The following is a 26538-nucleotide window of genomic DNA, read 5'->3' as shown; positions in this document are numbered from 1 at the left end:
TGCCCGCGGCGGCCGCCCTGGCGCCGGCCATGGTGCGCGAGGAGCGGACCCCCGCCAAGGGCTTCGACTTCCGGCTCTTCACCCAGGAAGTGGTGGCCGGCTGGGCGGCGCGGCTCCGCGCCGTGCTCCGGGCCGCCGGCGGCGACGTCCTGGTCACCTTGGGTCAGGACGAGGCGGGCGCCGGCTTGAGCCCTTCACCTCAGTTCCACTGGGAGGCGGTGGACTATACAGCTGTCCACACCTGGTGGAGCAACGACGATCTGCTGTGGGACGCCGTGGTGTCCAAGGTGCCGGAAAAGCCCTGTCTCGTCCAGGAGACGGGGCTGATGCGCCTGGAGGACGCCGACGGCTTTTCGTGGCACAGCCCCGAGGCTGCGGCCCGGCTGCTGGAGCGCAAGTACGCGCTGGCCTTCGCCGGCCGCGCCGCCGGCGCGGTGCAGTGGGCGTGGAATATCAATCCCTACCAGCCGCTGGACAACGAGGCGGTGATCGGCCTGGTCCGCCCCGACGGCACGACCAAGCCGGAACTGCGCGTGCTGCGCGAGTTCGCCGCCTTCTTCGCCGCCGCGGCGCCGCGGCTCGACGACTGGGAGCCCGATCCGGTGGTGCTCGTGCTGCCCCACGCCCGGATGTTCTCGGGGCGGACCCAGCCGGCGGCGGCCACCCGCCGCGCCATGCGGGTGCTGGCGGACCGGTTCGGAGTGGTGCCCACGGCGCTGGCCGACCTGACCCTCTCGCCGGCGCGACTCGCAGGCGCCCGCCTGGTGATGGCGCCCGTTCCCGAGCTCATGAGCGAGGCGGCGGCGGCAGGTCTGCAGGCTGCGGCCGCGGCCGGCGCCCGGGTGCTGGTGACGGGAGCGGTGACGGGCGATCCATACGGCCGCGTGCCGGCTGCGCTGGCGGCGCTCGAGCTCGTGGACCCGGGTCGGCCCGTGGCGCTGCGGGAGCCGCTCGACGGCGGCTGGGCCACCTTCGACGAGACGAAGGGGGAGTGGTTCCGGGCCGCGCGCTCACCCCGCCGCGAAGGCGGAGCGGCGGTCTGGCACGAGCCGCTGCCGCTGGAGCTGGCGCGCGAGGAGGCGCCCGTGGCGGCGCTCTACGGACGGGCGCTGGCGGCGGCCGGACTGCCGGCCGAGCCGGCCGATGCCCCCATGACCGCCCGGGTCCTCCGCACGGGAGCCGTGGCGCTGGTGATCTGCGTGAACGAGTCGTCTGCCGACGCCGTGCGTACGGTGGCCGTCGACGGCAGCCGCCTCGACGTGCCCGTCCCGGCGGGCCGCTCCCGGCTCGTGCTCTGGGACCGCGCTGCGAAATCGATCATCACGCAGACACCGGGCGCGCCGGTCGCAGTCCCGTAACGCGCGTTCGATGAACGCGCGCAGAAATCCGCTCGCGGGCTGGATTCCTTGTCGGATGGCGCCGTGATCCGGCCGCGGCGGCCGCGACTTGTCGCCCGGGCCGAGAGGCCCGGGCGGCCTCGATAATATTCGGCCGGAGACGGCCGCGCATGCGGCGGCGGGCTCCAGGCGCCGGGTTCGGGTTGGTGTAACGATGAATCGCCGGTTGCCGAATCCCTCGAGCGGCGTCTTCTCCCGCTCCTGCGGAGCGGCTGACCGCTTGTAGTCTCCGCGCACCCGGGCCTTTCGGTCCAAGCTACACTCCGTTGCCGCTCGCGCGGCGGGATCCTGCTGCAGACTGCGGATGTTCACCGGAGGCGCGGAATGACGGCAAGACGTTCCGAGCCGGTGGTGAACACAGTGTTTGCGCTTGTGGTCCGGTTGCGTTCATCGAACGCAACCTACGATCAGCCGGAGCGGCGTTGTGCCGTCGAACTCCAGACCGTTGTGCCGTCGCTCGCCAGACCGGCTGTCCGCCCGGCTCATTCCTTGACGAACCGGCTCGTTGTTGAAGCTGTCCCGCCTCCCACCGCGTCCTCCACGGTGACACGCAACTCGTACCGGCCGGGCGCCAGCTCGGCCAGGGGCAAGCCCCGCATGAACACGTACCGGTCAGGGCCGTCGAGCTTGATGGAGCGGCCGGCGGGGTCCTCCACCGTGAGCCGCACCGCATCCCCCTGCCGGATCTCAAAACGGACGCTGAGCTGGGGCCGCTGTGAATCCTCGGCTCGCGCCGGCCGGTAGATCTGGCCGTAGACGGCGAGCCGGTCGTCCGCGCGGTACGTCGCCGCGACGTTGGGGACCACCTTGAACGCGCCGATGAGGAAGGGATTGGCGGGATCATCCTTGGCGGTGGCCGGCAGGACGGTGCGGGCCAGGATCAGGCCCGACAGTGCCAGCTCTCCGGCAGGAAGGGCGGGGATGTGGAGGCTCTGCTCGCGCACCGTGATCTGGCCGCTCACCGTGTCCTTGACCGCCAGGCTCAGCTTGTACCGGCCGGCGGGCAGCAGGACGAACCGCTGGTAGACGGTTTTCTCGGTCAGCCGCCTGTCGAAGTCGTTGGGCGTGTAAGCCGAGACGGTGTCGTCGTCGAACTCGGCCATAATGCGGCCGTCGAGGGCCTCGATCAAGATGTAGACGTTGAGTCGGGCCTGGTAGCTGTCGCCCTTCTGATCGTAGCGCAGGTGCCGGTTTTCGACCTCGACGCTCAGCGGCACGACCGCCCGCTCCGGCAGCATCCAGAGCGGATAGCCTTGCACCGCCAGCGGGAATGACTGGGTGTAGGCGTGGGCCGACACCCGTTGCTTCAAATCATCGAAACGGATCTTGGGCGCGTGCTGCAGCGCGGCGTACTGCTCGAAGCGCTCGAAGAGCTGGTCCTGGGGTCGGTTGGTGCCGATGGGCAGGTACACGAGGTCGCTGGCGTCGTAGCGGGTCAACATTTCCTCCGACATCAGCGTCGTCATGGCGTTGAGCGTGTCGGCGCGGTCCAGCGGACCGCTCAGGAGCTTGAAAGCACCGGAGGAACTTTTATCCACGAACTCGATCCGGACATCGTCGCCGATCCACGGGATGCGGCGATAGGTCCAGACCTGCATCGGATAGGTCAGGGTGCTGCCGCCGTGGCTGGTGAGGCCGCCCGCGTAGTAGCTGCCGGCGGGGTGGGTCTCGATGGAGTCGGGCGGACCCAGGGTGATGTAGACCCGGCCGCGGTCCGACTTCCAGCCGGGGATGCCGGAGGCGTAACGGTCGTTGGCGTAGGCGATGCGGCGGTAGTACTCGATCTTGTATTCGTTTTCGGCGGTGCGCGGGTCGGGATCGCGCCGCCGCCAGAAGTCCTCCACGAACCGGTCCCGCTCCTCATCGGTGGAGAGCTTGTTGAAAAGCGCCTTCTCCTCATCGGTGATGATGTAGGCGACTTCCGTCTCCATCCACTGGCGCCATCGCTCCTGCATGGCTCGTTCTTCCTTTTTCGCCGCCTCCGGATCGTCCGTTGTCTTCTGGGCGACGGCGGGGACGCCGGCACCGATAAGCGCCAGCAGGGTGACGGTGGCCAGCGCGGCGCGCCAGGCCGCGCCCGGTGTCCGGCTCAGGATCAAGGGCCGGCCGGCATCGGTGGATGGGATAGCGTTCGGTCTCATGCTGCCTCTCGGGCCGAGGATCGGCGGACCGCCATTATCGCAGATTTGCCGCCTGGCTCCAAGCCGGGAAACGGCGGCGCCGCCGGTCATTAGGATGCCGTCGGGGTCAAAAGGTTGACCGGCGACGCGACAAACCGGTGATACGGCGAACCGGCGAGTCGGTGAATCAAGTGGATTGGGAGAGAGGAGCGGAACCCCGCAGAACCTTTTTTGCACAACCCGGTTTTTCTCGACTGTGCCTTCCCTCCGCTCCGGCGGAGCTGGCTGACGGTCCGTGTTCTCGGGGCACCCGGACCTTTCGGTCCGGGCTACACTCCTTCGCTGCTCGCGCGGCGGGATTCTGCTGCGGACTACGGCTGGTCACCGGAGTCGCGTGGCGCCACAGTTCGTAATGACAGCAAGACGTACCGAACAGGTGGTGAACACGGTGTTTGCGCTCGCGGTCCGGCCGCGTTCATCAAACGCAGCCTACGATAATCCAGAGCGGCGTCGTGCCGCCGCACTCCAGACTGTCTGTCCGCCGCACGCCAGCTAACGGCTCACTGCAGTTTCTTCGCCTCGAACGTCCCGCTGAAGGTTTGGACTCCGTTTTCCTTGACGCTGAACGTGCCGTTTAGGGTGTCGCCCGTGACCTTGCCGCTGGCCGTCCACTCCCAGCGGTTGTTTATCCCGTGTTCTTGGCGTGTCTCCTTCCGGCTGATGGAGAACGAGTCCGCGCCGACGACCACCTCGACCTCGCCTTCGCGGTTGTCTTTGTACGGTTTGAAGAACTGAGGCAGCAGCCGCAGGTCGAAGTAGGAGCACTGGACGTAGTACTTCCCCTCCATCAACGCCGCCTCGGCGGGATTGGTGTCGGTGCGCTCGAACATGAAATTCAGTTTGTGCGGTTCTTTGACCTTGTAATAGTCGAATCCGTACAGCCGGTTTTTGTTGGCGTGGCGGATGATGGAGGCGCGGGCGGCGGACACTTCGTCCGTCGCCGCCTCCAGATTTTTGTTCAGGATGAAGTCGCGGTTCATCTCGGTCACCAGCGCCGTGCCCACCCAAAGGCCGAGGAGCCCCGAGTCCCCCGCGAGCGCGACGGGTTCCGACTCCAGCGCGGTGCCGTCCCCGAAGAAAAGGCGCACGCAGGCCGCCAGGCTCCCCTTGGGTTCCAGCCCGGCGTCGCGCAGGTCCTTCACGAATAGCTCCGCCTCGAACTCGCCGCTGGAGCGGACGGTGAGCCCGCGCGCCTCCACCGGTTCGCGGGACTGCGCGCCCGAGAGGAAGGCGAACGCCTCCACCTTTTTCGGATCGATCCGCCGGTGGGCGGCCGGGTCGCCGGGCCACTCGAGGCGGCCGCGCACGGCCAGCCAGCCGTCGCGATCCCCGCGCAGGACTTCCGCGAGGTCTTCCTCCCGGGCGATCTCGAGGCGGGCGACGGGCGGGTCGCAGCGCGGGTCCGAGCCGAAGCCCAGCTCGGCCAGCGTCCGCCGCGCCGTCGCGGTGGCCTTGCCGCCCAACTGGAAATGCCCCGGGGTGTCGGGGGCGCCGAAGTACTCCTCGTGGTCCGCTTCGCCCAGGTTCACCACCTGCCCGGCCAGGTCGTGGCCGGTCATGCTGAGCACCGTCGAGGCGCCGTCCCCGTCACCCAGGTCGGCGCCCCGGTATTGTTGGGCCGGATTGTCCACGAGCACCCAGAGGGCGGTGGCGCCGAAGCCGATCTCGGTCTGCTTCGGCAGGGTGGTGACCTGGTAGTAGAGGTCCCCCCAGTCGGCCGACAGGTTCAGCTTCACGCCCTTGGCGGTGACGCCGTAGAGGAAGATGTACCGGTCGGAGCCGGCGTACTTGTCGCGCTCGTTGAGCTGGCGGAGGTTCTGATTGTACAGGTGCGAGCCGGAGCGCAGGTTCACGTACGGGGCGGCTTTTTCCATGGACTCGAACTGCTTCTCGATGTACGCCTGGTCGTAGGTGAAGCCGATGCGGTCCAGCGCCAGCTCCGAGGTGTAGCCGGGCATGCCCAGGGTCCAGCGCAGGTCCATGGTGCCCGGGTTGTCGGTGATCAGGATCTTGTCGAACAGCGTCCGCCGCCAGTCGGCACCGATTTCCACCCGGGTGATCGGATGGGTGGCGGGGAACGCCTTCTCGATCGTTTCGATGGCCGCCGTCTTTTCCATTCCCACGTGGAGGACGTAGTATGGCAGGGTCATGGCGTAGTTGAGCGAGACCAGCGGGCTGCCCAGGTGCGGCGTGCCCCAGGTGGCCAGGTGGCGGAAGTTGCTGTCGAGGTCGCCGTCGAAGCGCTGCACGCCGGCGCGGGAGACGATCCCGCCCATGGAGTGGGCGACAATGAACAGATTGAACGGATACTTCAGGTCAAGCTGCTTCTTGAGCTGCTCCCGCACCAGCCGGTCGAAGTACTCGGCGGTGGGGCCGTCGCCCTGGAAGACGGGCCGGAACGACGGGTAGATGAACTCGAAGAAGACGGTGCTGTTCAGGCGCTCCTTGTGGTCCTTGAGATAGATCTCGTACAGGTGGGTCCAGACGTCGCGCTTGTAGCCGTACCACCAAGGCGCGCCGATCTGGGGCGCCGTGCCCAGTCCCGACTTCTCCATCTCGTTGCGGCCGTGGACCAGGACGAAGACGTTGTGCACCGGCTTGGCCAGCTCAATTTCCCGCTGGAGATTGGATAGCTGAGACAGCGGTTGGCGCCGTTCCGGCTTGCCCCAGGTGGGGGCCATCCGCACGAGCTGGGGCTCCCGCCGCCAGTTGATGCTCTGCTGGTAGGTGACGACGGCGTACTGGATGGCGTTGGCCCGGGCGGTGGGCGACGCGGCCGGCGCGGCCATCAGGTCGGGCATGAAGAGGCCCAGCGCCAGGGCCGGACCCGGCCGGCCGGCCGGCCGCAGCATGGCCCGCAGCGGCGACGGGGTCGAGGCGGGTGTTCGAGCCGCAGGCGGCGACTGGAACACCGGCAGCAGCGGGAAGAACGGATCACGGGCGGCGTAGCGGCCGTCGAGCTGCCGGCGCAGCGGCAGGAGATTCAGGCGCCCGGACTGGATCTCGTCGCCGAGGCGGATGTCCCCCAGCCGGGCCAGCAGCAGGCTGCCGGGGGCGATGGCGCCCACCTCCTTTGCCGGAATGGTGATCACGGGCGCGCACGCGGCGGCCGTGTCCGGCGACGCCAGGTTCGCCGCGTCGACGGTGACCACGCGCAGGCTCCCCGTGGTCTGGAGCCCCTCCACGTCGAGGGCGACATCGTTGGGGCGGCGCTCGAGGGTGAGGCGGAGGCTGTCCCCGCCCGGCAGGGCGGGGAAGTTGACGCCGGTGCCGTCGCCCAGTGCCACGCCGGTGCGGTCGGCGCCGAGTTCAACGGAACCGGAGCTCTCCGGCGCGGTGTCGCCCGGCACGACGGAGGCTGTCGGAAAGTCGGCTGCCGCTGGCTCCGTCCAGGTGTCGTTGCGGCCGGGGTCACCGGCGCCTCCGGAAGCATCCTGCCACGGCGCCCACCAGATCAGCGCCGCGATGCCGCCGGCCAGGAGCGCCAGTGCCAGCAGGACGATCCCGATGACGAGGCAGGATCGGCCGGAACGCTTGGGCGCCGCCGGCGAGGGGGCGAAGCCGGCCGCGGGGGCGGGCGCCGCCGGCGCAGCCGGAGGCGGAATCCGTGGCGGCACGGGCGCGGGTGGAGGAGCCGGAGGCGGGTATGCAGGCGCCGCCGACGGCGGGACCGGGGCGCCAACCGCTGGACGCGGCGGTGCCGGCGCAGCCGGAGACGGCAGCGCCAGTCCCTGAATCCGCCCCGCCGGCGTCCACTGCGGCAGCGACGGCCCCCACAGCAGATCGCCAGGCTGGATATACCCCTCGCGGGCCATGAGCTGTATTTGCGGCCAGGTGTAAGGGCCGAACTGCTGCCCCTGTCGCGCCAGGTGCCACACAAGTTCTGTCATGCAGGACTCCTCATTCGGTCTGGGCTGCCAGCAGGCGGTGCTGCGTCTGATTCAATCCATTATAACGGAAAAGCAGGTTCGGAGGGAGTGACGCGCCGTACGCAATTCGGGCGTTTAGCCGGGCGGGCCGCCGCGGAGATCCAACGGTTGTCTGCACGCGGGCGCCGGCCGGCCGGGGACCGTCACCGGAATCAGGATGCGGACGAATCATCGCCGCCGAAGGTGGCGTTGACCCGCGGGCGGGTGTCCACGCGGAGGTGGAAGACGTCGGGGCGGCTGTAGTGGCCGTCGGTATCCAGGAGCAGGTGGCCGCGGGCGATGCGCGCGGCGTCGAGGTCGGCGTACAAGATGCCCGGCTCGTCGAACAGCGGACCGGCGAGATACGACGCGTCCGGGGCGATCACCGCGCTCCCGCCCGGCTGCAGCACTGTGGCGGCGTCCCCATCGATGGATTCAAGCAGGGCCAGAGCGCCGGCGTCCGGCGCACCCAGCGACCGGTAGCCTGCGATCACATCGCCCCGCGTGAGCACCGTGCCGGCAGCCAACACGAAGCACTGCCCCTCGAAGGCGTAGTGGCGGCTGGCGAGCTGATGCAGCTCCCGCACCGACGGCCACTGGGCCACGTGGATCGTCTCGCCCAGGGCGTGCATGGCGGCGCGTGCCAGCGGCAGCCAGTGCTCCCAGCAGATGAGTCCGCCCAGCGGCCCGATGGGCCCCGGGCCCACCGTCAGGGTGCTGCCGTCGCCCTGGCCCCACAGCAGACGTTCGGCGTAGGTGGGGGTCAGCTTCCGGTGCACCCGGCAACCGCCGGCCGGGTCGATGAACAGGATGGTGTTGTACAAGGTGCCGCCGCGGCGTTCGTGGGCGCCCATGACCACGTGGACGCCGCGGCTTCGGGCCGCCTCCTGCAGCCGGGCCACGTGGGGGCCGGCTATGGTGATGGAGTTTTCCGCCAGCGTGTGGTAGAGGGCATGGGCCGCCGGCTGGCCCCAGATGGCGGCGCCGGGCGCTGAGTCGATCCAGACAGGATAGCCGGGGAGCCAGGTCTCGGGGAAGACGATGAGAGCGGCGCCGCCGGCGGCGGCCTCGCCGATGAGTTCCAGGGCCCGCCCAAGGCTGGCCTCCATGTTCAGGAATATCGGCGGGTGCTGAACGACAGCCGCTCGGCAGCATCCGGTAACCGGAGGTGGGGAAGATTCGGTCACGGGTCTCCTCCGGACCGGTGAGCGTCCACGATCCGGCCGGTGAGAGTACGGGTCGGCATGTTGCCGTGAGCCCGCCGGATCGCATTATAGCAAAGCGATGGCAGACGGCGCGACGGTTCCAGCGGCGGCGATCCCCGCGGATGGGGTCAGCCGGGTGCGGGAGCTCACTCGGCCAGCCGCTCCCAGGCGACCAAATCGTCCAGCGCTTTCTTGGGTGGCGCGGCGGGCCATTCCACGGGCACGCCCAGCGGGGTGGTACAGACCACCTCGTAGCGTTCGGGAATGTCGAAGACGCGCTGCACCACGTCGAACGGGAACGAGTCGGTGCAGAACACCGTCCCGTAGCCGAGCGCCCGCGCGGCGACCATGAGGTAGCCGGCCGCCATGGGCCCGTCCCACTTGTTGTAGTCCGGGTATTTCGACTTCGAGTCGGTGAGCACGATGATAAAGACAGGCGCCGAGAGGTAGCGGGCGCAGACCTGCCGGTACTTGTCCTGGAATGCGGCGAGCTCCTGTGCCGTGGGCTTCTTGGACTCCTGGTAGCGGGCGGTGTAGGCCTCAACGGTGGCCGCGGCCAACGCGTCGAGACGGGACCGGTCCTGGATGATCAGGAACTTCCACGGCTGCTGGTTGCCCGATGTGGGGGCCGTGCGGGCGATATCCAGGATCTGGAGGAGGTGCTCCCGGGGGACGGCGTCCGGCCGGAAGTTGCGGACGGACCGGCGCTCCTTGAACACCTGGAGAAACGGTGCCGGTCCCGGGACGGGGGCGGCCGGAGCCGGCGGTGGCACGGACTGGGCGGAGGGGACGGCGGCGAGCGCCGTCAGCAGAACAAATAGGGCGGTCAGGCGCATGCGAGTACCTCGTGTTGGGAGAGTCTTCCGGTGACCGACATGTTGTCGAGTCTCCGGCAGTATACGGAGCGGGCGCCGGCTGGGTTTGACCGCACCCCGGAAACGTCAGCCGGACAGCCGTTTCGACGAGCGCCGATTCATGGCGGCCAAAGGCATCCAAAAATATGTACCGGAGCGCAGAATATTGGATTGGCCGGCGGCTGCCCGTTTACAACTCCGTCAGATGGTGGATTGTAGTGATTTTTAAATCAATAAGTTAAAGGCGAGAGTTCGGTCTGGCACCCCGATTGCAAGAATTGATGGTAGTTATTTGCCTCGACGAATTTCTGCCGGCGACAGTCTCCAACCGCTGCCGGATCCGCCGGGCGGTTCGACGCAGAATCGGTCCCGCTCATCACCGGCGCACGACTTCCGATCCCAAACAGCTTTCAGAAAGGTTGCCCCACGCGTCATAGTACAGGTAGCATCCCGGACTTTGCTCAAGACCCGATGGATGCGCCGGTTGCTGGGGGAAGCATGCTGTGGCCGTTCATTAAATTGAATGTCCGCGGTCGGGAAAAGGCGCCGCAATACGGGGGAAGACCCTTTTCTTCGACCCTTGGCGGTGCCCGGTGTGCCGCCGGGGCCGCCGCGCAATCACCCAGCTTCATATCTATTTCAACTTTACATGGAGGTTGCCTATGCGTCTCAACCTGTCCCGAGTGTGTCTCTGCCTACTGCTCGGGGGGGTGCTCGCCGCCGCGGCCATCGGCCAGGCGGTCCAGACCACCGGCCGGATCGAAGGCACCATCAAGGATTCCACCGGCGGCGTCATTCCCGGCGTCACCGTGAGCCTGGCCTCGGCCACCGGCACCAAAACAGCCGTTTCTGGAGACAGCGGCGAGTACTCGTTCCCCTTCCTGACCCCGGGCCTCTACACCCTGAAGGCGGAACTTGAGAGCTTCAAGACCTTCGAGCAGAAGGACATCACCGTCCGCCTCGGCCAGACCACCACGATCCATGTGGTCATGGAGCCGGGCGAGATCAACCAGGTGATCACCGTCACCGGTGAAGCGCCCCTGGTGGACACCACCACCACCACCGTCGGCGCCAACCTGTCGGAAAACCTCTACCTGAACATCCCGGTGCAGCGCAACTTCACCGCCCTGTTCAGCATGGCGCCCGGTGTGAGCGACAGCGGGGCGCTCGGTTCCTACAATCCATCCATCGGCGGATCCTCCGGCCTGGAAAACAACTACATCGTGGACGGTGTGAACATCACCAATCCCGGCTACGGCTCGGTGGGCGCCTACTCCAGCATCTACGGCTCGCTCGGCTCTGGTGTGACCTTTGACTTCGTGAAGGAAGTCCAGGTCAAGCAGGGCGGCTTCGAGGCCGAATACGGCCAGAGCACCGGCGGCGTAATCAACGTCGTCACCAAGAGCGGCACCAACGAGTTCCACGGCGGCGTGTATTTCTACGGGCAGCCTGCCGGCTGGGAGGCCCGCCGCAAGGAACCGAACATCTACCGTCAGGAGAAGCACACCGAGTTCATGCGGACCGAGAGCTTCGACATCAGCGCAGACTTGAGCGGTTACATGTGGAAGGACCGGTTCTTCTTCTACGCCGGGTTCAACCCCCAGTGGAACACTCACATGACCATGGCACCGGCAGGACTGGGCCAGTGGGTCAATCCCGGCGAGGGCTTCTTCGAACGGAAGGACACCATCTTCAGCTGGTCGACCAAAGGCAATTTTGTTCCTCACAGCAACCACAACATCGAATTTTCCATGTTCGCCGATCCGTCGCGGCGCGACGGCGGCCCCAACCGCAACATGACCGCCGAAGGCGACGACAACTACAGCGAGCTGAACTACGGTTCCTTCAACTTCATCGGCCGCTACAACGGTGTGCTCACCAACAACTGGTTCCTGACCGCCTCGCTGGGGCGCGCCTACAACCGGTTCGAAGAACAGATCACCCACGTGGACCGGATCGGGTACTGGGACTACGTGAACTACCCCAGCCGGCAGCTCATGGGCGGCATCGGCTTCTTCGAGAACAACAACGGCGAAAACTGGCAATTCAACCTGAAGACCACCGTGAACTTCAACGCCGGCGGCGACCACACCTTAGACTTCGGCTACATGTATGAGGATGTGACCTACACCGCCGTCCGCCGCTACACGGGCCCCATGCTGGCCAATCCGTTCGGCGAAACCTACGGCGGCTTCTTCCGCTACCGCTACTATCCCGACCCGGACACCGGAGAGAACTACGACTGGAACGGCGACGGGGTGATCAGCGACGCCGACGCCCTGCTCCAGCAGTACCGCGGCAACTTCAATGACCCGAACCTGGCCACCACCACCACCTACCACTCTTTCTATGTCCAGGACGCCTGGAAGGTCACTGACCGGATCACCGTCAAGGCGGGCCTCCGCTACGACTACCAGGAGATGGGAGGCGGCGGCGAAGAGGCCATCGTCTACGAGTTCACCGGCAATTGGGCGCCGCGCATCGGCCTGATCTACGACGTGTTCGGCGACGGCAAGACCAAGGTGTTCGGCAACTGGGGCCGCTTCTACCAGAAGATCCCCAACGACATGGCTGTCCGCGCCCTGAGCTCCGAGGTCGGCGTGACCAACGCCTGGTGGAGCGTCGCCTATGACGCCGAGGGCCGTCCCATGGCCGACGAGGTGATCAACGATCAGCTCCCGGGCAACCCGGCCATCACCCGCACCGGCGCCAACCCCACCTACATCGTGCCCGACACGAAGACCATGTATCAGAACGAGTTCGTGCTCGGCTTCGACCACCAGCTCGATCCGACCCTGAGCCTGGGCATGCGCTACATCTGGCGCGAAGTGGGCCGAATGCTCGAGGACACGGGCACCTTGACCATCGGCCAGTATCTTGAGGATGACACGAATTACACCTACGTCATCGCCAATCCGAGCTACACCAGCGACTTCGTGATCAACGATACCGGCGAGGTGGGTTCCGACGGCATCGGCGACGGTTTCGCCGATCCGAAGCGGTCCTACAACGCCTTGGAAATGACCTTGGAGAAGCGCTTTTCGCAAGGCTTCCAGTTCCTGGCCAACTACCGTCTGTCCAAGCTGTGGGGGAACTACGAAGGCCTGTTCCGGAACGACAACGGCCAGGACGACGCCAACATCACCTCGCTCTACGACTTTCGAAGCGACGCGTACGACGGCTACCTCTACGTGCCCGGCTACCTGAACACCGACCGCCGCCACATTCTGAACTTCAACGGTTCGTACACCTTCTCCAACCAGCTCACCATGGGCCTGGGATTCCGCTCCACCAGCGGCGCGCCCATCAACCGGCTCAACGCCCACCCGGCTTACGAGAACGCCGGCGAAATCCCCATCACACCGCGCGGCTCCGAGGGGCGCACCGAGTGGGTCAACGCCATCGACGTCCATTTCGGCTACCCCATCAGCTTCGGCGACAACTACCGGTTGCACTTCGCTCTTGACATCTTCAACCTGGCCAATTTCAAGCGGGTGATCGCCGTGAACGAGGACTACGAAGACGCCCCCGGGGTGCTCAACGTCGATTACCTGTCGCCCGGCTCGGCCAACAACCCGGACACCCCGCTCACCGCCTTCCAGCGGCCGTTCAACATGCGCTTCTCGCTCCGGTTCGAATTCTAGCGGGTTGGGCGCAGCTGATTAATTGATTTGACGATCGCGTCTCGTCTGTCGCAGGGCCCCTCCGGGGGCCCTGTATTTGTTTGGGTGAATCGGTGAATAGCCTGATCTCTGTTCGTAATTCGTAATCGTGCTCGTGCTCGTAATCGTGCTCGCAATCGTGATCGTGATCGTAATCCCAACCCGGCGGAACCGGAACCAAAGGGGCATGATCGTTCGCTCCAGTTCCGTGCCGTGATGCCGGGTTTCGGACAAGTCCTTCCAGTTGCAAAGAGAATAGCCAGGCGCTGCCCCGCGTGCGCGGGGCTGCGCCTGGCTATTTTCGTCGTGAATGGGTGGATGGTGCCGGCCAATGATGAGTTGGGCGACCCGGCCGATCGCGCGGTGAAAATCCTGCCAAAAATTGACAGAACAGCGGGATTAACTGAGTAATCGTGCTCGCAATCGTCATTGAGGCTCGAGGCTAGAGGCTCGTTCCCGCCATGCGGCCATCGGCCATCGGCCATCGGGTATCGGATCTAGGACCTGGGTTCCAGGTCCTGGTTCTCAAACCCCAGAGCTCTCCTGGCCAATCCCGCTCATGTTTTGTGTTCGTGATCGTGATCGAGACTCGATGCTCGTTCCCAACGATGACCCCTTACCCGTACCGGACATCGAATAGCGAACCCGGAACTTCGGTTGTGGGTCCCGGCACTACCCCGCTTGATCCCAAATAGCCGATAACAAATCAGCAATCATCAATAACCAATAATCCGAAATATGAAAATAGTTGTATCTATTCTTCTGCACCCGTGGTATCGTCACCTCCTGTTTGCTACCGGAGTCCCGGACGGTTTGCCTGCTACGGAGCCTGGTTCGCCGAATTTCCCATACTCCCGGAGATAAGCGGCGGCCCACCGGCACCCTACCGTTTATTCAGCCCCTGAATCAGCCGGATCTACATCAGGGCGTGAGACCCTGTCTGCCAAAGGTGCGTCAGTGGCGCCTTGCAGAGCTATATTCAAGGAGCAGTATGTCCCGTTTTTCCAACTCCGTTTCCGAACGCCCCGCCGGTGCAGAGCAAGCCGCGGCGGCTGGCCCGATGAACGTCCCGTCCCACCAGTCCGACAATCCGGTGACTGGAGCGGAAGTCTCCTTCAGCGGATTGGGTTTGCCCCCGGTCCTGTTGCACGCCGTGCAGAAGATGGGCTACGCCAGGCCCACCCCCATCCAGCACCGGGCGATCCCGGTGCTGCTTGAGGGGCGTGACCTGATGGCCACCGCCGTCACCGGCAGCGGCAAAACCGCCGCCTTTCTCCTGCCCATTCTGAACCGCCTGGCCGGCCGGCCACCCGGCGGCCCGCGCGCCCTCATTCTGGCGCCCACGCGGGAACTCGCCGGGCAGATCCTCGAGCACTTCCGCGTCCTGGCGGCCGGCACCGGCTTGCGGGGTGCCGCCGTGTACGGCGGTGTGTCTGCTGGCCCGCAGGAGCAAGCGCTGCGCACCGGCGTTGACGTGCTGGTGGCCACGCCGGGCCGCCTGCTGGACCATCTGCAGCACGCCTATGCGAAGATGGATCGGCTGGAGTGCCTGGTCCTGGACGAAGCGGACCGCATGCTGGACATGGGATTCATCCCCGATATCCGGCGGATCCTGGGCCGTCTGCCCGTCAAGCGTCAGACCATGCTGTTTTCGGCCACGCTGCCTGTGACCATCATGGAGCTGGCCCGGCGAATGCTCCGTGATCCGGTCACGATCCAAATCGAGACGCAGCCGGCGCCTGCCCGCGGCATCACCCACCGCGCCTACGCGGTTCCGACCGAATTGAAAACCCGCCTGCTGGCGGAAATCCTGCGGCGGGAAACCCCCCGGCGGGTACTCGCCTTCACCCGTACCCGGCATCGGGCGAACCGCTTGGCGGACTTCCTGGCCAACCAGGGCTTCGGCGTCGCCCGGATCCATGGCAGCCGCAGCCAATCCCAGCGGGACGAGGCGATGAAGGGCTTTCGCACCGGTCGCTATCCGGTTCTGGTGGCCACCGACATCGCCGCCCGGGGGCTCGACGTGACAGGGCTGGACCTGGTGGTGAACTTCGACGTGCCCGGCTCGGCCGAGGATTACATCCATCGGGTGGGTCGCACCGCCCGGGCCGACGCCGTCGGCTGCGCCTACACCCTGGTGGCGCCCGATGAGGAGGACGGCCTGCGCGATGTCGAACGCGGCATCGGCCGCAAGATCTACCGCGAGCGGGTGGCGGAGTTCGATTACCAGCAACCGGCCCAGGGGCGGTTCGAAGTGCCGCTGGCCGACCGCATCGCCGCCATCCGCGCCCGCAAGTCCGAGGACCGGGCCCGCGCCCGCGCCAAGGCGGAGCGCCGCGCCCAGGCCGGGCAACGGGATCGAACCGGCCAAGGGAGCCAGTCGAAACATCAGAGCCAGTCGGAACGCAGCGGTCAGAACAGAACCGGCGGCCGGGTCGCCCGCCGGGACCGCACCACCGGCGGCGAGGAGCAGCCGCGCCAGGACCGTCTGTCGAAGCGCGGCGAGACGCACCCGCCGCCGCCGCCGGCGCTGGCGCGCTACGTCGGCCGCGGTCCCGTGGCCGAACTCATCATGTCGGGGCAGATCCCGGAACAGGAACTCCGCCGTGGCGGCGTCGATCGCCCGTTCAAGCACAGAAAGTGAGCACTCGGTAATCCCTGTTTGATTGAGCGGCCGAGCCGTTGAGACGCAGAGCACGAGCGGGCCTGGACCTGTTCCGGATACTCCTTCTCCGCGTCTCAGCGCCTCGGCGATTCGACGTTACGCATCACCCCGCACCGCCGCCGCCGGAGTATCCGCCAGATATTTCTTCACCGTCCGCCAGTCGAGATCCAGGCGGCGGGCCACCTCGCCGTACGACCCGAGGCGCTCGTGGAGGAGCCGGGCGTACCCGCCCAGCAGCTCCCGGGCGGAGAGTCGGCCGTCGCGCATGGCCGCAGCCAGCTGTAGAGCGGCGTCGCCGGCCGGCACGGCCGGCACACCGTCATACCGTCGCTTGAGCAGGACGCGCCGCACGCATTGTTCCAGTTCCCGGACGTTGCCGGGCCAGCCGTAATCAGGGCCCGGGCTCTCGCGGATCGCTGCCAGGACCACCGCGACAGGCTCGGGCGCGGGCTGGCCCAGCAGCCGCGCCACGGTGGCCGCCACCAGCGTCGCCAGCTCCTGCGGCTCCTCGGCCAGACGCTGCCGGAGCGGCGGCACCACGATGGTGTCGGAGCAGAGACGGTAGTAAAAATCAGCCCGGAAGCGGTCGCCGGCCAGCAGCTCCGGCAGCGGGCGGTTGGTGGCGGCGATGATCCGTCCGGCGAACCGCTCGCGGGCGTGGCTCCCCACGGGTGTGAACGTTCGCTCCTGGAGCACCTGGAGCAGCTTGATTTGAATGGTGGCCGGCACATCGCCGATCTCGTCGAGGAAGACCGCGCCATGTGGGCTGCAGATTGCCAGGGCGCCCCGGTGGTCCTCCACCGCGCCGGTGAACGCACCCTTGCGGTGCCCGAACAATTCCGACTCGATGAGCCCCTCGGCGAACTGCGAGAGATTCAGTGCCGTGAACGACCGGGTGAAGCTCTCGACGAACGCCCCGCGGCGCGGGTCGAACGGGATGAAGCCGGATCGGCCGATGGCCGCCGCGGCAGTGCCCTTGCCGGTGCCCGTCTCGCCGAGCAGCAGGGTGGAAAAGTCCTCCATCCGTTGCCACAGCCAGCGGCCGTAGAGTCCCAGATCGCAGGTGAACACGTTGTTCCACAGCTCGCGTCGCAACCGGCCCATGCACGGGCTTTCTCCCAGCAGCGCTTCGTGGATGAAGTAGAAGGCGCGGCGCAGTTGAAAGCAGAGCGCCAGGTAACGGCCGGCGTCGGCGGCGGAAAACCCGCGGCGCTGGAGCTCTGCCAGGGCGGCCCGGGCGAACGGAACCGCCAGCGGCGCATCGCCCGAGGCGAGCTGACGGCGGATGTGGTCGTCGAATGGCTCCTGGTGCCGGTAGAAGAAGTCGAAGAGAAGGGCGGCTTCGACGAGCGGCCGGTCGGCGGAGCCAAAGTCGTCCAGGTGGACGGGTGCCGTGGCTTCCAGTCGCTCCAGACGCGCGTGCACCCGCGCGATGCCGCTTTCCACGACGTCGGCACCGGCTGCGCCGGCGGACGTTCCGGCCAGAGCCCGATCCACCTCGATTCGTTCCGCGCTGAACGGGTTGGCGAACACCGCCCGCTCCACCAGGCGGAACATCTCCCGATCCGCCGCGGTCAACCGGCGCGCTTGCACCATGTGGGTCTCCATTTATGCAGAATTTGCATTTAGATTATACATAAAATGGTTAGAAAATGATTGGTCAATCCGGCCTAAAATTCTGAAAAACTTGAAACGACCGCAGAAGTGCCGCCATTTGATGAGAAGAACAGCGGGGCGGTCAGTCAACCGGCCCAAGCCCGGGAGTTTTTCAGGAGTGCGAGTCCGGGATGACCTGGTGGCGGTTCTATCGCATCCCCTGGTAGCACCCTGATCGCATGCATCGCCGCCGGCTCAACGCCGCTGCCGGGTGTCGAAGCGGCAGCGCAGGGTGACGGCCGTCCACTGGCCACCCGGGCCCTCGGCGGTCCAGGCGTCCTTACCGTCGCCGAAAATGTACCACTTGTGCGTCTGGAGCATGAGGTCCAGATAGTCTGTCAGGTGCACGCCGGCGCCCCACTGGAGCCGCAGGCCCCGGACTTCGGCGGAGGCGGTGTAGTCCTGTTGGGGCTGGTTGTGCCCCATCGCCAGGAACGGCTTGGCGAACACGAAGACGCGATTGAATCCACGGGGCTCGGCGTACACCTCCGCCTCCAGGCTGTAGCGGAGGTAGTAATCACCCATCCAGTTCACCCCCTCGTCGGTGACGACTCCGCGGATGTTCATGTCCATCTCGTTGTGGGGCGGGTAAAGGAAACATCGGCTCGGCCGTAGAGATCGAACCACCGGTTGGATTCTTCTCCGGACGCGAGGGCGGACAGCCCGCCGACAACCAGCGCCAGGACAGCCAAGGTACGGTACACGGGGAACAGCATGCGACGCTCCTTATGGTCGGGAATGAGACGTTCGATTATAGCGTGACTCAGGGTTTTTTGATCTTGGCCAGATTGGCGCGGACCTGTTCAGCGTAGGCGCCGTTCGGATCCTTGAGCAGGTATGCCTCGAGCTCCGGGACGATGAGGTCGAGACGCCCCTGCTGGTGGTAGATCTTGGCGAGCAACAGGTGCACGTCGGCGCTCGTGCCGGCCAGCCCTTCCGCCTTGCGGCAAGACGCTTCGGCCGCCGCCAGGTTCCCGGAGTCGAAATAGAGCATGCCCAGGGCCATGTGCGGCTCGCCCTTTTTCGGATGAAGCAGGATGGTCTCCTCCAACAGTTGCACCGCCTGGCTGAGACGCCCGGTGGCGGCGTACAGGTCGGCCAGATTCATCCGGCCATACATGTTGGCCGGGTCGGCGTCCAGGCAGTCGTGGAACGTCTTCTCGGCCTTACCCTCATCGCCGGTGGCGCGGTAGCACAGCCCCAGGTCATTGAACGCTTGCGAAAAGGCGGAGTGGATCTGGATCGCCCGGGTGAAGTGCTTGATGGCGTCGGGGTACTTGCGCTGGCGCAAGCAGTCCTTCCCCTTGCGATACTCCTTGTCCGCCTTCTCCGGGATGGCCAGTTGGGCGATGGAGACGGTGGGCGTTTGCGGGATCAACGGAAAATTCTTTTCGGGCTCAAGCTGGATCATGATGCGGCGGGTGAAGCCACCCTGGCCGATGAGTTCCACGGACTCTTCCTCTTGCCGAAAGCCGGCCAGTCGCACCACGACCCGGTACCGCCCCGGGTACATCTTCTCGAAGCGGAAATTGCCATAGGCATCGGCGATACGCATGCCCACCAGCTCTTCTTCCCGGTACAACTCCACCTCGGCGCGGTTGATCATCTGGGCGTTGTTGGCCAGCTTGATGGTCCCCTCGATGGTGCAGGGCTGCACCGGCGGCCGGGGTGGCTTGCCCGTTTGGCCGAAGCCGACCGCCGTCAGGGCGACGGTGAGAATCAATCCGCAGAATGTGTGTGCGCGGTGATAACCCATAGCGCCTCCCGCCGATCCCATTGTCCATATTATAATCTTCGAGGGATCCGGTGGGGTCACAGATTCAAAGGCGGCGGTATCGGTCCGGCGGGTTAGCCGTAGCGGCCCTCGATGTATTCGGCGGTCTTGGGATTGCGGGGATTCAGGAAGAGGTCGGTGGTGCGGGCGTGCTCCATCACCTCGCCAAGCAACATGAACAGACACTCGTCGCTGGTGCGGCGCGCCTGGGCCATGTTGTAGGTGACGATGACGATGGTGTAACGGCCGCGGAGTTGGAACATCAGCTCCTCGATGGCCCGGGTCCCCTCCACATCCAGGGCTGAACACGGCTCGTCCATCAGGATGACCTCGGGCTTGAGGGGCAGCAGCCGGGCGATGCACAGCTTCTGCTGCTGCTCCAGCTGGAGCGTGGTGGCCCGGACGCCCAACCGGTCCTTGAGGAGATGCCACAGCCCCACCTCGGTGAGCGCCCGCTCTACCTCCTCGTCCATGAGGCGGCGGGTGAGCTCGCGCCGGGGCACGTGGGTGCGCAGGCCGAAGACGACATTCTCGTAGACGGACAGCGGCAGCGGATTGGGGCGCTGGAACACCATGCCCACCGCCTTGCGCAGTTCCACCAGCGAGACGTCCGGATCGTAGATGTTCTTGCCCAGAATGCGGATCTCGCCGGCGGTCCGCACGTTGGGGTACCGCTCGTTGATCCGGTTGAAGCAGCGGAGCAGGGTGGTCTTACCGCAGCCGCTGGGGCCGATGAGGCCGGTGATCAGGCCGCGGCGGAAGTGAACGGAGACGTTTTGCAGGGCCTGGAAGGAGCCGTACCAGAGGTTCAGCTTGTCTGTCCAGATGCCCTCCCCGGCGTCCGTTTCGGGGGCGGCGGGAGCGGCGGCGGGGATGTCGGATGTCGGCGGATCAACCGAATATGCCATTGACGTACTCCAAGGTCTCCTTCCGGCTCGGCTGGTTGGAGAAGATGACGTCCGAGCGGTCGAGCTCGATGATCCGGCCGTTCCACAGGAACATGGTCCGGTCGGTGAGCCGCCGGGCCTGATGGGTTAGATTGGTGACAAGGATGATGGTGATCTCGCGCCGCAGCTCCCGCAGCACGTCCTCGATGCGCATGGTGGTGACGGGGTCGATGGCGATCGAAAACTCGTCGAGGCACAGGATCTCCGGCTGGTGCGACAGCGCCCGGGCGATGGTGAGGCGCTGCTGCTGCCCGCCGGAGAGGGCGGTGCCGAGGCTGTCCAGCCGGTCCTTGACCTCGTCCCAGAGCGCCGCCTGCCGAAGGCAGCGCTCCACAAGCGGGTCGAGCTCTGCGCGGCGGCTCAGTCCGGCGCAGCGGGGCGCGAAGGCGACGTTGTCATAGATGGAGAGCGGCAGGCCCACCGGCAGCGGCGCCACCATGCCGATGGTGCGGCGCAGCGCGTGGACGTCGCGGACGGCGCGGATGTCCGTGCCGTCGATCCGGATCGCGCCGGTGACCCGGGCGCCGGCGATGAAGTCGATGGTGCGGTTCAGGCAGCGCAGCAGCGAGGTCTTGCCGGAGCGGGCCGGGCCGATGATCCCGAGAATCTCGTTGGGGCGGACGTCGAAGGTGATGCCGTGAATCACTTCGGTGCCGCCGTAGGCGAGGCTCAGGTCCTGGACCGCGATCTTGGGCGTGGGTGCGTCCATGACCGTCACCATCGCTTCCGGTTCCGCAGCCACACCCGCAGGGCGATGGCCGCGGCGTTGACGGCCAACACCGCCCCGAGGAGAACCACGGCGGTGGCCCAGGGAATGGCCTCCCGCACGTTGGGCACCTGGGTGGAGACCGTGTACAGATGCATTGACAGTGCCATGCACTGGTCGGTGAGGCGGTACGGGAACAGGTCGCCGCGCTGTACCGCCTTGAAGAAGACCGCGCCCGTGAACAGGATCGGCGCCGTTTCGCCGGCGGCGCGGCTCACCTGCAGGATCACGCCGGTGAGGATGCCGCTGATCGAGTTCGGCAACACGATGGCCCGGATGGTCTGCCAGCGGGTGGCGCCCACGTTCCAGCACGCCTCGCGGAACGCGGTGGGCACCGCGGCCAGCGCCTCGCGGGTGCTGGCGATGATCACCGGCAGGGTCATGATGGCCAGGGTGAGCGAGGCGGCCAGGATCGAGTAACCGAAACGGGCCGCGTAGACGAACGCCCCCAGGCCGAACAGGGCATGGACGATGCTGGGGACGCCGGCCAGCGAAATCACCGCCAGGTTGATGGCGCGGGTGCACCAGTTGTCGCGGGCGTATTCGTTGAGGTAGATGGCGGCCAGCACGCCGATGGGCGCCGAGACGGCCAGCGAGAGGACCACCAGGTAGACGGTGCCCACGAGCGCCGGCCAGATCCCGCCCTCGGTCATGCCGCGCCGGGGGACGTCCACGAGGAATTCCCAGCTCAGCGCCGGCCAGGCCTGGACGATCAGGTGGCTGATGATGGCCAGTAGCGGCAGCACCATCAGCACGGCCATGGCCAGCAGCACCAGTCGCACCGCGGCCTGCTGCCGCTCTTTCCGGACGACGAGCGGCGTCCGGGTGAAGCGGGCCGAAACAGGGATGACGGGCGGCGGGTTCATGGTCGGCTACTTCCTCGCGCGGGCGCCCCGGATGATCAGGTCGGCCGCCAGGTTGACGAGCATCGTGATGATAAAGAGCAGCACGCCGGTCAGGAACAGCACTTGGTAGTGCTCCGAGCCGGCGGGCGCTTCGCCGAGCTCGGCGGCGATGTTGGCGGTCAGTGTCCGGACCGAGTCCAGGATGCCGTGGGGGATCTGCACGGCGTGGCCGGTGGCCATGAGCACGGCCATGGTCTCGCCGATGGCGCGACCCACCCCGAGCAGCACCGCGGCCAGCAACCCGTGGCGCGCCGCCGGCAGCAGCACTCGGAACACGAGCTGCCAGCGGGTGGCGCCCAGGGCCAGCGCCGCCTCGACGTAGGAGTCGGGCACAGCCTTAAGGGCGTCTTCGCCGATGGAGACGATGATGGGCACGCTCATCAGGGCGAGGATGATCCCGCCGTTGAGCACATTCACGCCCACCGGCGCGCCGGTGTACGTCACGATCAGCCGGCTCATCACCGTCAGCCCGATGAAGCCCCACACCACGCTCGGAATGGCCGCCAGCAGCTCGATGATGATCTTGAGCGTCTCCCGCAGGCGCGGGCCGCAGAACTGGGACAGGAAGACCGCGCCGCCGACCCCGAACGGGACGGCCAGAACCATGGCCAGCACGGTGACGGCCAGTGTCCCAGCGGACAGCGCCAGGGTGCCGTAGCGCACGTTGGAAACCGACGTGGGGTACCACTCGGTGCTGAAGAGGAACTGCGTCAGCGAGAACCGGTCGCTGAACAGCACCGGCGCGGCCTCGCGGAAGATGAAGAACAGGATGGCCAGGATGAAAACGATGGCGCTCATGCCGCTGGCGTAGATCAGAAGCTCGATGCCTCGCTCGCCCCACACCGCGCGGCGGGAGCGGATCGGGCGGGGCGGGGCGGCTGCGCCGGTGGAGGATGTGGGTGCCATATGCGATGCCTGACTGTTTCCGCTGCTGGACTCCGGTGATGGGCCGCGGGTGCAACCGCGGCCGGGAACGCCCGCCGGCGGCGCGGTCCCGGCCCTACGGGTGACGCTGCTCGGGCGGCAGCGGCACGTAGCCGCTCTCCGCGAGGATCTGCTGCCCGGCGTCGGAGAGGATCCAGTCGATGTATGCTTTCACCGCCCCTTGCGGCTCGCCCAGGGTGTAGAGCTGCAGCGAGCGCGCCAGCGGATAGGTCTTGTTCAGGGTGTTTTCGACGCTGGGCGGGAAGGCCTCCCCGCCGGTCTGAGCGGAGATGCGCAACATCTTCACCGCCGGGGTGGCATAGCCCATGCCGCTGTAGCCGATGGCGGTTGGCGTGCTGCCGATGAGCTCCACCACTTCCTTCGATCCGTTCATATCGCGGGAGCCCAGCTTGAAATCGCGTTTCCCCAGCACGTGGTCGCGGAAGAACTCGTAGGTGCCGGAACTCGACTGACGGCTCACCCGCACGATGGTGTCGTCGGTGACGCCGGGTATCGCGACACCGAGCTGCGCCCAGTTCACCGTGGCGCCTCCCTCGCCGAAGATCTCGGCCAGCTGCTCGGTGCTGATGGCCTCGAGGGGATTGCTCCGGTGCACGTAGACGGCCAGGGCGTCGTAGCCGACGATGATCTCCTTCGGCGTCTGGCCGGTGTTCCGCCTGGCCTGCTCGATCTCCTCCGGCTTCATGTTGCGGCTGGAGGTGGCAATATCCACGGTGCCGCGGATGAGCGCCGCGATCCCGACGCCGGAGCCGCCGCCCGAGACCTCGACATCCACTGCCGGCGCCGCCCGCTTGTACGCCTCGGCCCAGGCCTGGGCCACATTGACCATGGTGTCGGAGCCCTTGTTCTGGATGGTGGTGGTCTGGGGTTGCGGGCCGCCGGCGCCGCCGCCGCAGGCGGCCAGGACGGCGATCGCGGCCAACAGGGCGGCCGCTGTGATCGTCCGGGTCAGGTGGTCGAGCCGGGTGCCAGAAACTGGTTGTCCCATCATGATCTGTTTCTCCGGAGGATGATTATTTCGATTCGGTCTGGTTGCGTCCCAGGATGGCCTGCACCAGGTCGTGGACGTGCTGCTGGATGAACTGGTACGTCCGCTCGTAGGCCGCCTGGATCTGTTCGGGGGTGCCCGTGGCCTTGGATGGATCGTCGACGCTCCAGTCCAGGTACACGACCTTCTGCGGCTGCTCCGGGAACGCCTTCTTCGACTCGGGCGCCAGGATCACGATCACCTGGTAGTGGTCGAGGTTCGGCACCTGGTAGATGGCCTTGGGCGGCGAGTGGGACAGATCGAAGCCCTTGCCGGCCATGAACGCTGCGGTGGTCGGATCGATGGGATGCGGTTCAAGACCGGCGGAGCTGAACGTGAAATCGGGCAAACCCAGCGCCTGGGCGACGGCCTCGGCCAGGCGGCTGCGGCATGAATTGTGCTGGTCAACAAAGAGCACGCGGAAGACATCCGAGCCGGGATGCTTGGCGTACTCGCCCGTGCACATGTACAGTACTTCCATGCAGATGTCTCGGGCCTGGTCCGAGACCCGCTCCAGCCGACGCACCACCGCGGCCAGCGGATCGAGGGTCTCGTAGGTGATCTGCCCGTCGTGGTGGAGCTTGACGAGCTCGGAGAGCTGGCGGGAGCGCAGCGCGTCAACGGTGTCCTCCACCTCGATGGTCCGCTTGGCCACATTGGTGTCCTGCCCGGTGAACGCGCGGATGGCGTCGTGCAGCATGGGAATGGCCATGTCGGCCAGCTCCAGGATCCGCCCCTGGATCGACTCCGGCAGCGGCTGGTCGAACTTGAGGGCCTGGCGGGCGATGCTCTCGGCGTAGTCGCCGACCCGCTCGAGATCGGCGTTGATCTTGATGGCGCTGTACGCGAACCGCAGATGACCGGCCACCGGCTGCTGGCGGAGGATGAACTCCAGGATCAGCCGGTCGATTTCCTTCTCCTGCTCGTCGATGTACTGGTCGCGCAAGATGACCGCGTAGGCCATCTGATGGTTCCGCGTTTCGAGCGCCTTGACGGCGTCGCGCAGGGCCCGGCCCACGCGCTGCGACATCTCGGTGATGCGCTCCCGGATGCGGTCGATGTCGCGCTGCAGGGATTGTTCCAGATTGCCGGCCATGGCGTCCTCAAGGGTCTGCGGTATCGGTCGTTCGTCGGGTAGCATAGAGAATTCCACCGTCCAGGTCAATTAATCTGTTGATCGAAAATAAGAGTCTAATTGAGAAGTGGTTGTTTTTGTGTTAGTTAACCATTAAGATATTGTTAAGATTTGGTTGTCCATGCCGGCTGGAATAACCACCGGAGAAGCCGGTGGACAGAGATCGGCCGGCGCGTGTCGTCCGCGATGTCCCCCTACCGGTTGAAAATGACCAGGCTGAGGAACGCCAGGATCAGCCAGAATGCCGTCAGCATCGAACCCAGGGCGGCGGTGGCGGACAGGTTCCAGCCCAGCCTGAGCCGCCGGTGCCGCAAATACAGGAAGACGGCGACGTCGGCGAGCAGGAACGTCCCGGCAAGTCCGTACAGCATGGCCATCATGGCCGTGCCGGTGGGCGCCGCGCTCCAGTCGTGGGTGATAGCCATGACGGTGACGAGCACGGCGACTGCCAGCGCCAGGCAGGCGCCATAGACTGCGCCCAGCGTGCCCAGTACCTCCAGCAGCTTCATCCTGGCTTCTCCATATCCCAACCTGTCCGCTCGGTCATGGCGGCGTACGATTGGCCGTGATTACACCCGGATTCCAACTTGGTTCCCGACGTCCGCCGACCGCTGTCCGAATGCATCCCGCGCGCCACCGAACCGCGTGACGCCGGGGTGCGGCAAATTGTCTGAAACGTTCCACGCAGGCTTGGGGCGTCCCGACTCACGCGGGGATGGGCTCGCGCCGGGACGGGACCGACGCAGCCTCGGCCGACCGCTGGCTGCGTGCCTTCTTGCGGTCGTTCTCGTCCAACAGGCGCTTGCGCAGGCGGATGTTTTGCGGGGTGATCTCCACCAGCTCGTCGTCCTCGATGTACTCGAGCGCCTCCTCGAGAGTGAAGGTGGCGGGCGGGGCAAGGAGGATTGCCTTGTCCGCCGTCGAGGCGCGCATGTTGGTCTGCTGCTTGGCCCGGGCGACGTTCACCACCAGGTCGTTGTCCTTGGCGTGCTCGCCCACGATCATCCCCTCGTAGCACATCTCGCCGGGCCCCACGAAGAGCCGGCCGCGGGGCTGGAGTCCGTTCAGGGCGTAGGCGGCCGCCTTGTCGGTGCTCATGGCGATCATGGAGCCGTTGGGGCGGGCGCCCACGTCGCCGCGGTGGGTCCCGTAATCCAGGAACCGGTGGTGGAGCGTCGCCTCGCCGCGGGTGGCGTTGAGCAGGCGCGTGCGCAGCCCCATCAGGCCCCGGGTGGAAATCTTGAACTCCAGGTGGACCCCCTCGGGTCCCTGGACCATCTCGGTCATCTCGCCGCCGCGGCCGCCGAAGAGCTCGATGACCTTGCCGGCATACTCGGCGGGCACCTCCACCACGGCGTGCTCCACGGGCTCGAGCACGCGGCTCTCCTCCTGGCGGAGGATCACCTGGGGACGGCCCACCTGGAACTCGTACCCCTCGCGCCGCATGGTCTCCATGAGCACCGCCAGGTGCAGGATGCCGCGGCCGGCCACTTCCATGCCGTCGCGGCCGGG

18 protein-coding genes are annotated in these 26538 nt (G+C 66.5%); 3 read left to right on the top strand and 15 right to left on the bottom strand.

Translation table 11 applies throughout. The annotated features are described in order from the left end of the window. The coding region (locus GX414_15835) for a hypothetical protein (GenBank protein ID NLI48572.1) at positions 1–1358 on the top strand (1358 nt) is incomplete at its 5' end. Between the two features lie 521 nt (positions 1359–1879). On the opposite strand, the gene GX414_15830 is transcribed toward GX414_15835, so the two are convergent. The 4 genes from GX414_15830 to GX414_15815 all read right to left on the bottom strand — a co-directional run bounded on the left by GX414_15830 (position 1880) and on the right by GX414_15815 (position 9526). After that, entirely contained in the window at positions 1880–3538 is a 1659-nt protein-coding gene (locus tag GX414_15830; GenBank protein NLI48571.1) for a GWxTD domain-containing protein, read from the bottom strand. A 539-nt stretch (positions 3539–4077) separates the two neighbouring features. Then, on the bottom strand, positions 4078–7467 hold the full coding sequence (locus GX414_15825) for a DUF4339 domain-containing protein (protein ID NLI48570.1): 3390 nt from the start codon (positions 7465–7467) through the stop codon (positions 4078–4080). 191 nt (positions 7468–7658) lie between these two features. Further along, a complete protein-coding gene (locus GX414_15820; GenBank protein NLI48569.1) occupies positions 7659–8594 on the bottom strand; it encodes a carbon-nitrogen hydrolase family protein in 936 nt (311 codons plus the stop codon). Between the two features lie 242 nt (positions 8595–8836). Continuing rightward, a complete protein-coding gene (locus GX414_15815; protein ID NLI48568.1) occupies positions 8837–9526 on the bottom strand; it encodes a hypothetical protein in 690 nt (229 codons plus the stop codon). Positions 9527–10206: 680 nt separating this feature from the next. On the opposite strand from GX414_15815, the gene GX414_15810 reads away from it, so the two are divergent. Both GX414_15810 and GX414_15805 read left to right on the top strand, forming a co-directional pair. Further along, on the top strand, positions 10207–13188 hold the full coding sequence (locus tag GX414_15810) for a TonB-dependent receptor (protein NLI48567.1): 2982 nt from the start codon (positions 10207–10209) through the stop codon (positions 13186–13188). Between the two features lie 1078 nt (positions 13189–14266). Next, positions 14267–15850, top strand: coding sequence for a DEAD/DEAH box helicase (locus GX414_15805; GenBank protein ID NLI48566.1), 1584 nt, complete (start codon positions 14267–14269; stop codon positions 15848–15850). A gap of 117 nt (positions 15851–15967) precedes the next feature. On the opposite strand, the gene GX414_15800 is transcribed toward GX414_15805, so the two are convergent. From GX414_15800 to GX414_15750, 11 genes are all read right to left on the bottom strand, one after another. Further along, on the bottom strand, positions 15968–17467 hold the full coding sequence (locus GX414_15800; protein ID NLI48565.1) for a sigma-54-dependent Fis family transcriptional regulator: 1500 nt from the start codon (positions 17465–17467) through the stop codon (positions 15968–15970). A gap of 255 nt (positions 17468–17722) precedes the next feature. Further along, positions 17723–18094 carry a hypothetical protein gene (locus GX414_15795; GenBank protein ID NLI48564.1) on the bottom strand — a complete coding sequence of 124 codons (372 nt, stop codon included), beginning with the start codon at positions 18092–18094 and terminating at the stop codon, positions 17723–17725. A gap of 196 nt (positions 18095–18290) precedes the next feature. Further along, positions 18291–19283, bottom strand: a complete 993-nt coding sequence (locus GX414_15790) for a tetratricopeptide repeat protein (protein NLI48563.1) — start codon at positions 19281–19283, stop codon at positions 18291–18293. A 92-nt stretch (positions 19284–19375) separates the two neighbouring features. Beyond that, positions 19376–20209 carry a phosphate ABC transporter ATP-binding protein gene (locus GX414_15785; GenBank protein ID NLI48562.1) on the bottom strand — a complete coding sequence of 278 codons (834 nt, stop codon included), beginning with the start codon at positions 20207–20209 and terminating at the stop codon, positions 19376–19378. Continuing rightward, positions 20193–20969 (bottom strand): phosphate ABC transporter ATP-binding protein, encoded by a 777-nt coding sequence (locus GX414_15780; protein NLI48561.1) that lies wholly within the window; start codon positions 20967–20969, stop codon positions 20193–20195. The genes GX414_15785 and GX414_15780 overlap by 17 nt, the downstream gene beginning before the upstream one ends. Then, positions 20963–21880, bottom strand: a complete 918-nt coding sequence (gene pstA / locus GX414_15775) for a phosphate ABC transporter permease PstA (GenBank protein NLI48560.1) — start codon at positions 21878–21880, stop codon at positions 20963–20965. The genes GX414_15780 and pstA overlap by 7 nt, the downstream gene beginning before the upstream one ends. A gap of 6 nt (positions 21881–21886) precedes the next feature. Continuing rightward, positions 21887–22825 (bottom strand): phosphate ABC transporter permease subunit PstC, encoded by a 939-nt coding sequence (pstC, locus tag GX414_15770; protein ID NLI48559.1) that lies wholly within the window; start codon positions 22823–22825, stop codon positions 21887–21889. 94 nt (positions 22826–22919) lie between these two features. Then, entirely contained in the window at positions 22920–23852 is a 933-nt protein-coding gene (locus GX414_15765) for a phosphate ABC transporter substrate-binding protein (GenBank protein NLI48558.1), read from the bottom strand. Positions 23853–23877: 25 nt separating this feature from the next. After that, positions 23878–24987, bottom strand: a complete 1110-nt coding sequence (gene phoU / locus GX414_15760) for a phosphate signaling complex protein PhoU (GenBank protein NLI48557.1) — start codon at positions 24985–24987, stop codon at positions 23878–23880. A 233-nt stretch (positions 24988–25220) separates the two neighbouring features. Beyond that, a complete protein-coding gene (locus tag GX414_15755; GenBank protein NLI48556.1) occupies positions 25221–25535 on the bottom strand; it encodes a hypothetical protein in 315 nt (104 codons plus the stop codon). 196 nt (positions 25536–25731) lie between these two features. Beyond that, positions 25732–26538: translational GTPase TypA (locus GX414_15750; GenBank protein ID NLI48555.1), on the bottom strand; the 807-nt coding region annotated here is incomplete at its 5' end.

It is taken from the genome of Acidobacteriota bacterium (assembly GCA_012517875.1).
Taxonomy (GTDB): Bacteria; Acidobacteriota; JAAYUB01; order JAAYUB01; family JAAYUB01; genus JAAYUB01.
This window is presented reverse-complemented; position numbering and strand designations above follow the sequence as displayed.

Excerpts from the sequence above, each read along its gene's own strand:
- GX414_15830 (NLI48571.1), bottom strand. The coding sequence starts at position 3,538 with ATGAGACCGAACGCTATCCCATCCACCGATGCCGGCCGGCCCTTGATC.
- GX414_15825 (NLI48570.1), bottom strand. The coding sequence starts at position 7,467 with ATGACAGAACTTGTGTGGCACCTGGCGCGACAGGGGCAGCAGTTCGGC.
- GX414_15820 (NLI48569.1), bottom strand. The coding sequence starts at position 8,594 with ATGGAGGCCAGCCTTGGGCGGGCCCTGGAACTCATCGGCGAGGCCGCC.
- GX414_15815 (NLI48568.1), bottom strand. The coding sequence starts at position 9,526 with ATGCGCCTGACCGCCCTATTTGTTCTGCTGACGGCGCTCGCCGCCGTC.
- GX414_15810 (NLI48567.1), top strand. The coding sequence starts at position 10,207 with ATGCGTCTCAACCTGTCCCGAGTGTGTCTCTGCCTACTGCTCGGGGGG.
- GX414_15805 (NLI48566.1), top strand. The coding sequence starts at position 14,267 with ATGAACGTCCCGTCCCACCAGTCCGACAATCCGGTGACTGGAGCGGAA.
- GX414_15800 (NLI48565.1), bottom strand. The coding sequence starts at position 17,467 with ATGGTGCAAGCGCGCCGGTTGACCGCGGCGGATCGGGAGATGTTCCGC.
- GX414_15795 (NLI48564.1), bottom strand. The coding sequence starts at position 18,094 with ATGAACATCCGCGGAGTCGTCACCGACGAGGGGGTGAACTGGATGGGT.
- GX414_15790 (NLI48563.1), bottom strand. The coding sequence starts at position 19,283 with ATGGGTTATCACCGCGCACACACATTCTGCGGATTGATTCTCACCGTC.
- GX414_15785 (NLI48562.1), bottom strand. The coding sequence starts at position 20,209 with ATGGCATATTCGGTTGATCCGCCGACATCCGACATCCCCGCCGCCGCT.
- GX414_15780 (NLI48561.1), bottom strand. The coding sequence starts at position 20,969 with ATGGTGACGGTCATGGACGCACCCACGCCCAAGATCGCGGTCCAGGAC.
- pstA (NLI48560.1), bottom strand. The coding sequence starts at position 21,880 with ATGAACCCGCCGCCCGTCATCCCTGTTTCGGCCCGCTTCACCCGGACG.
- pstC (NLI48559.1), bottom strand. The coding sequence starts at position 22,825 with ATGGCACCCACATCCTCCACCGGCGCAGCCGCCCCGCCCCGCCCGATC.
- GX414_15765 (NLI48558.1), bottom strand. The coding sequence starts at position 23,852 with ATGGGACAACCAGTTTCTGGCACCCGGCTCGACCACCTGACCCGGACG.
- phoU (NLI48557.1), bottom strand. The coding sequence starts at position 24,987 with ATGGCCGGCAATCTGGAACAATCCCTGCAGCGCGACATCGACCGCATC.
- GX414_15755 (NLI48556.1), bottom strand. The coding sequence starts at position 25,535 with ATGAAGCTGCTGGAGGTACTGGGCACGCTGGGCGCAGTCTATGGCGCC.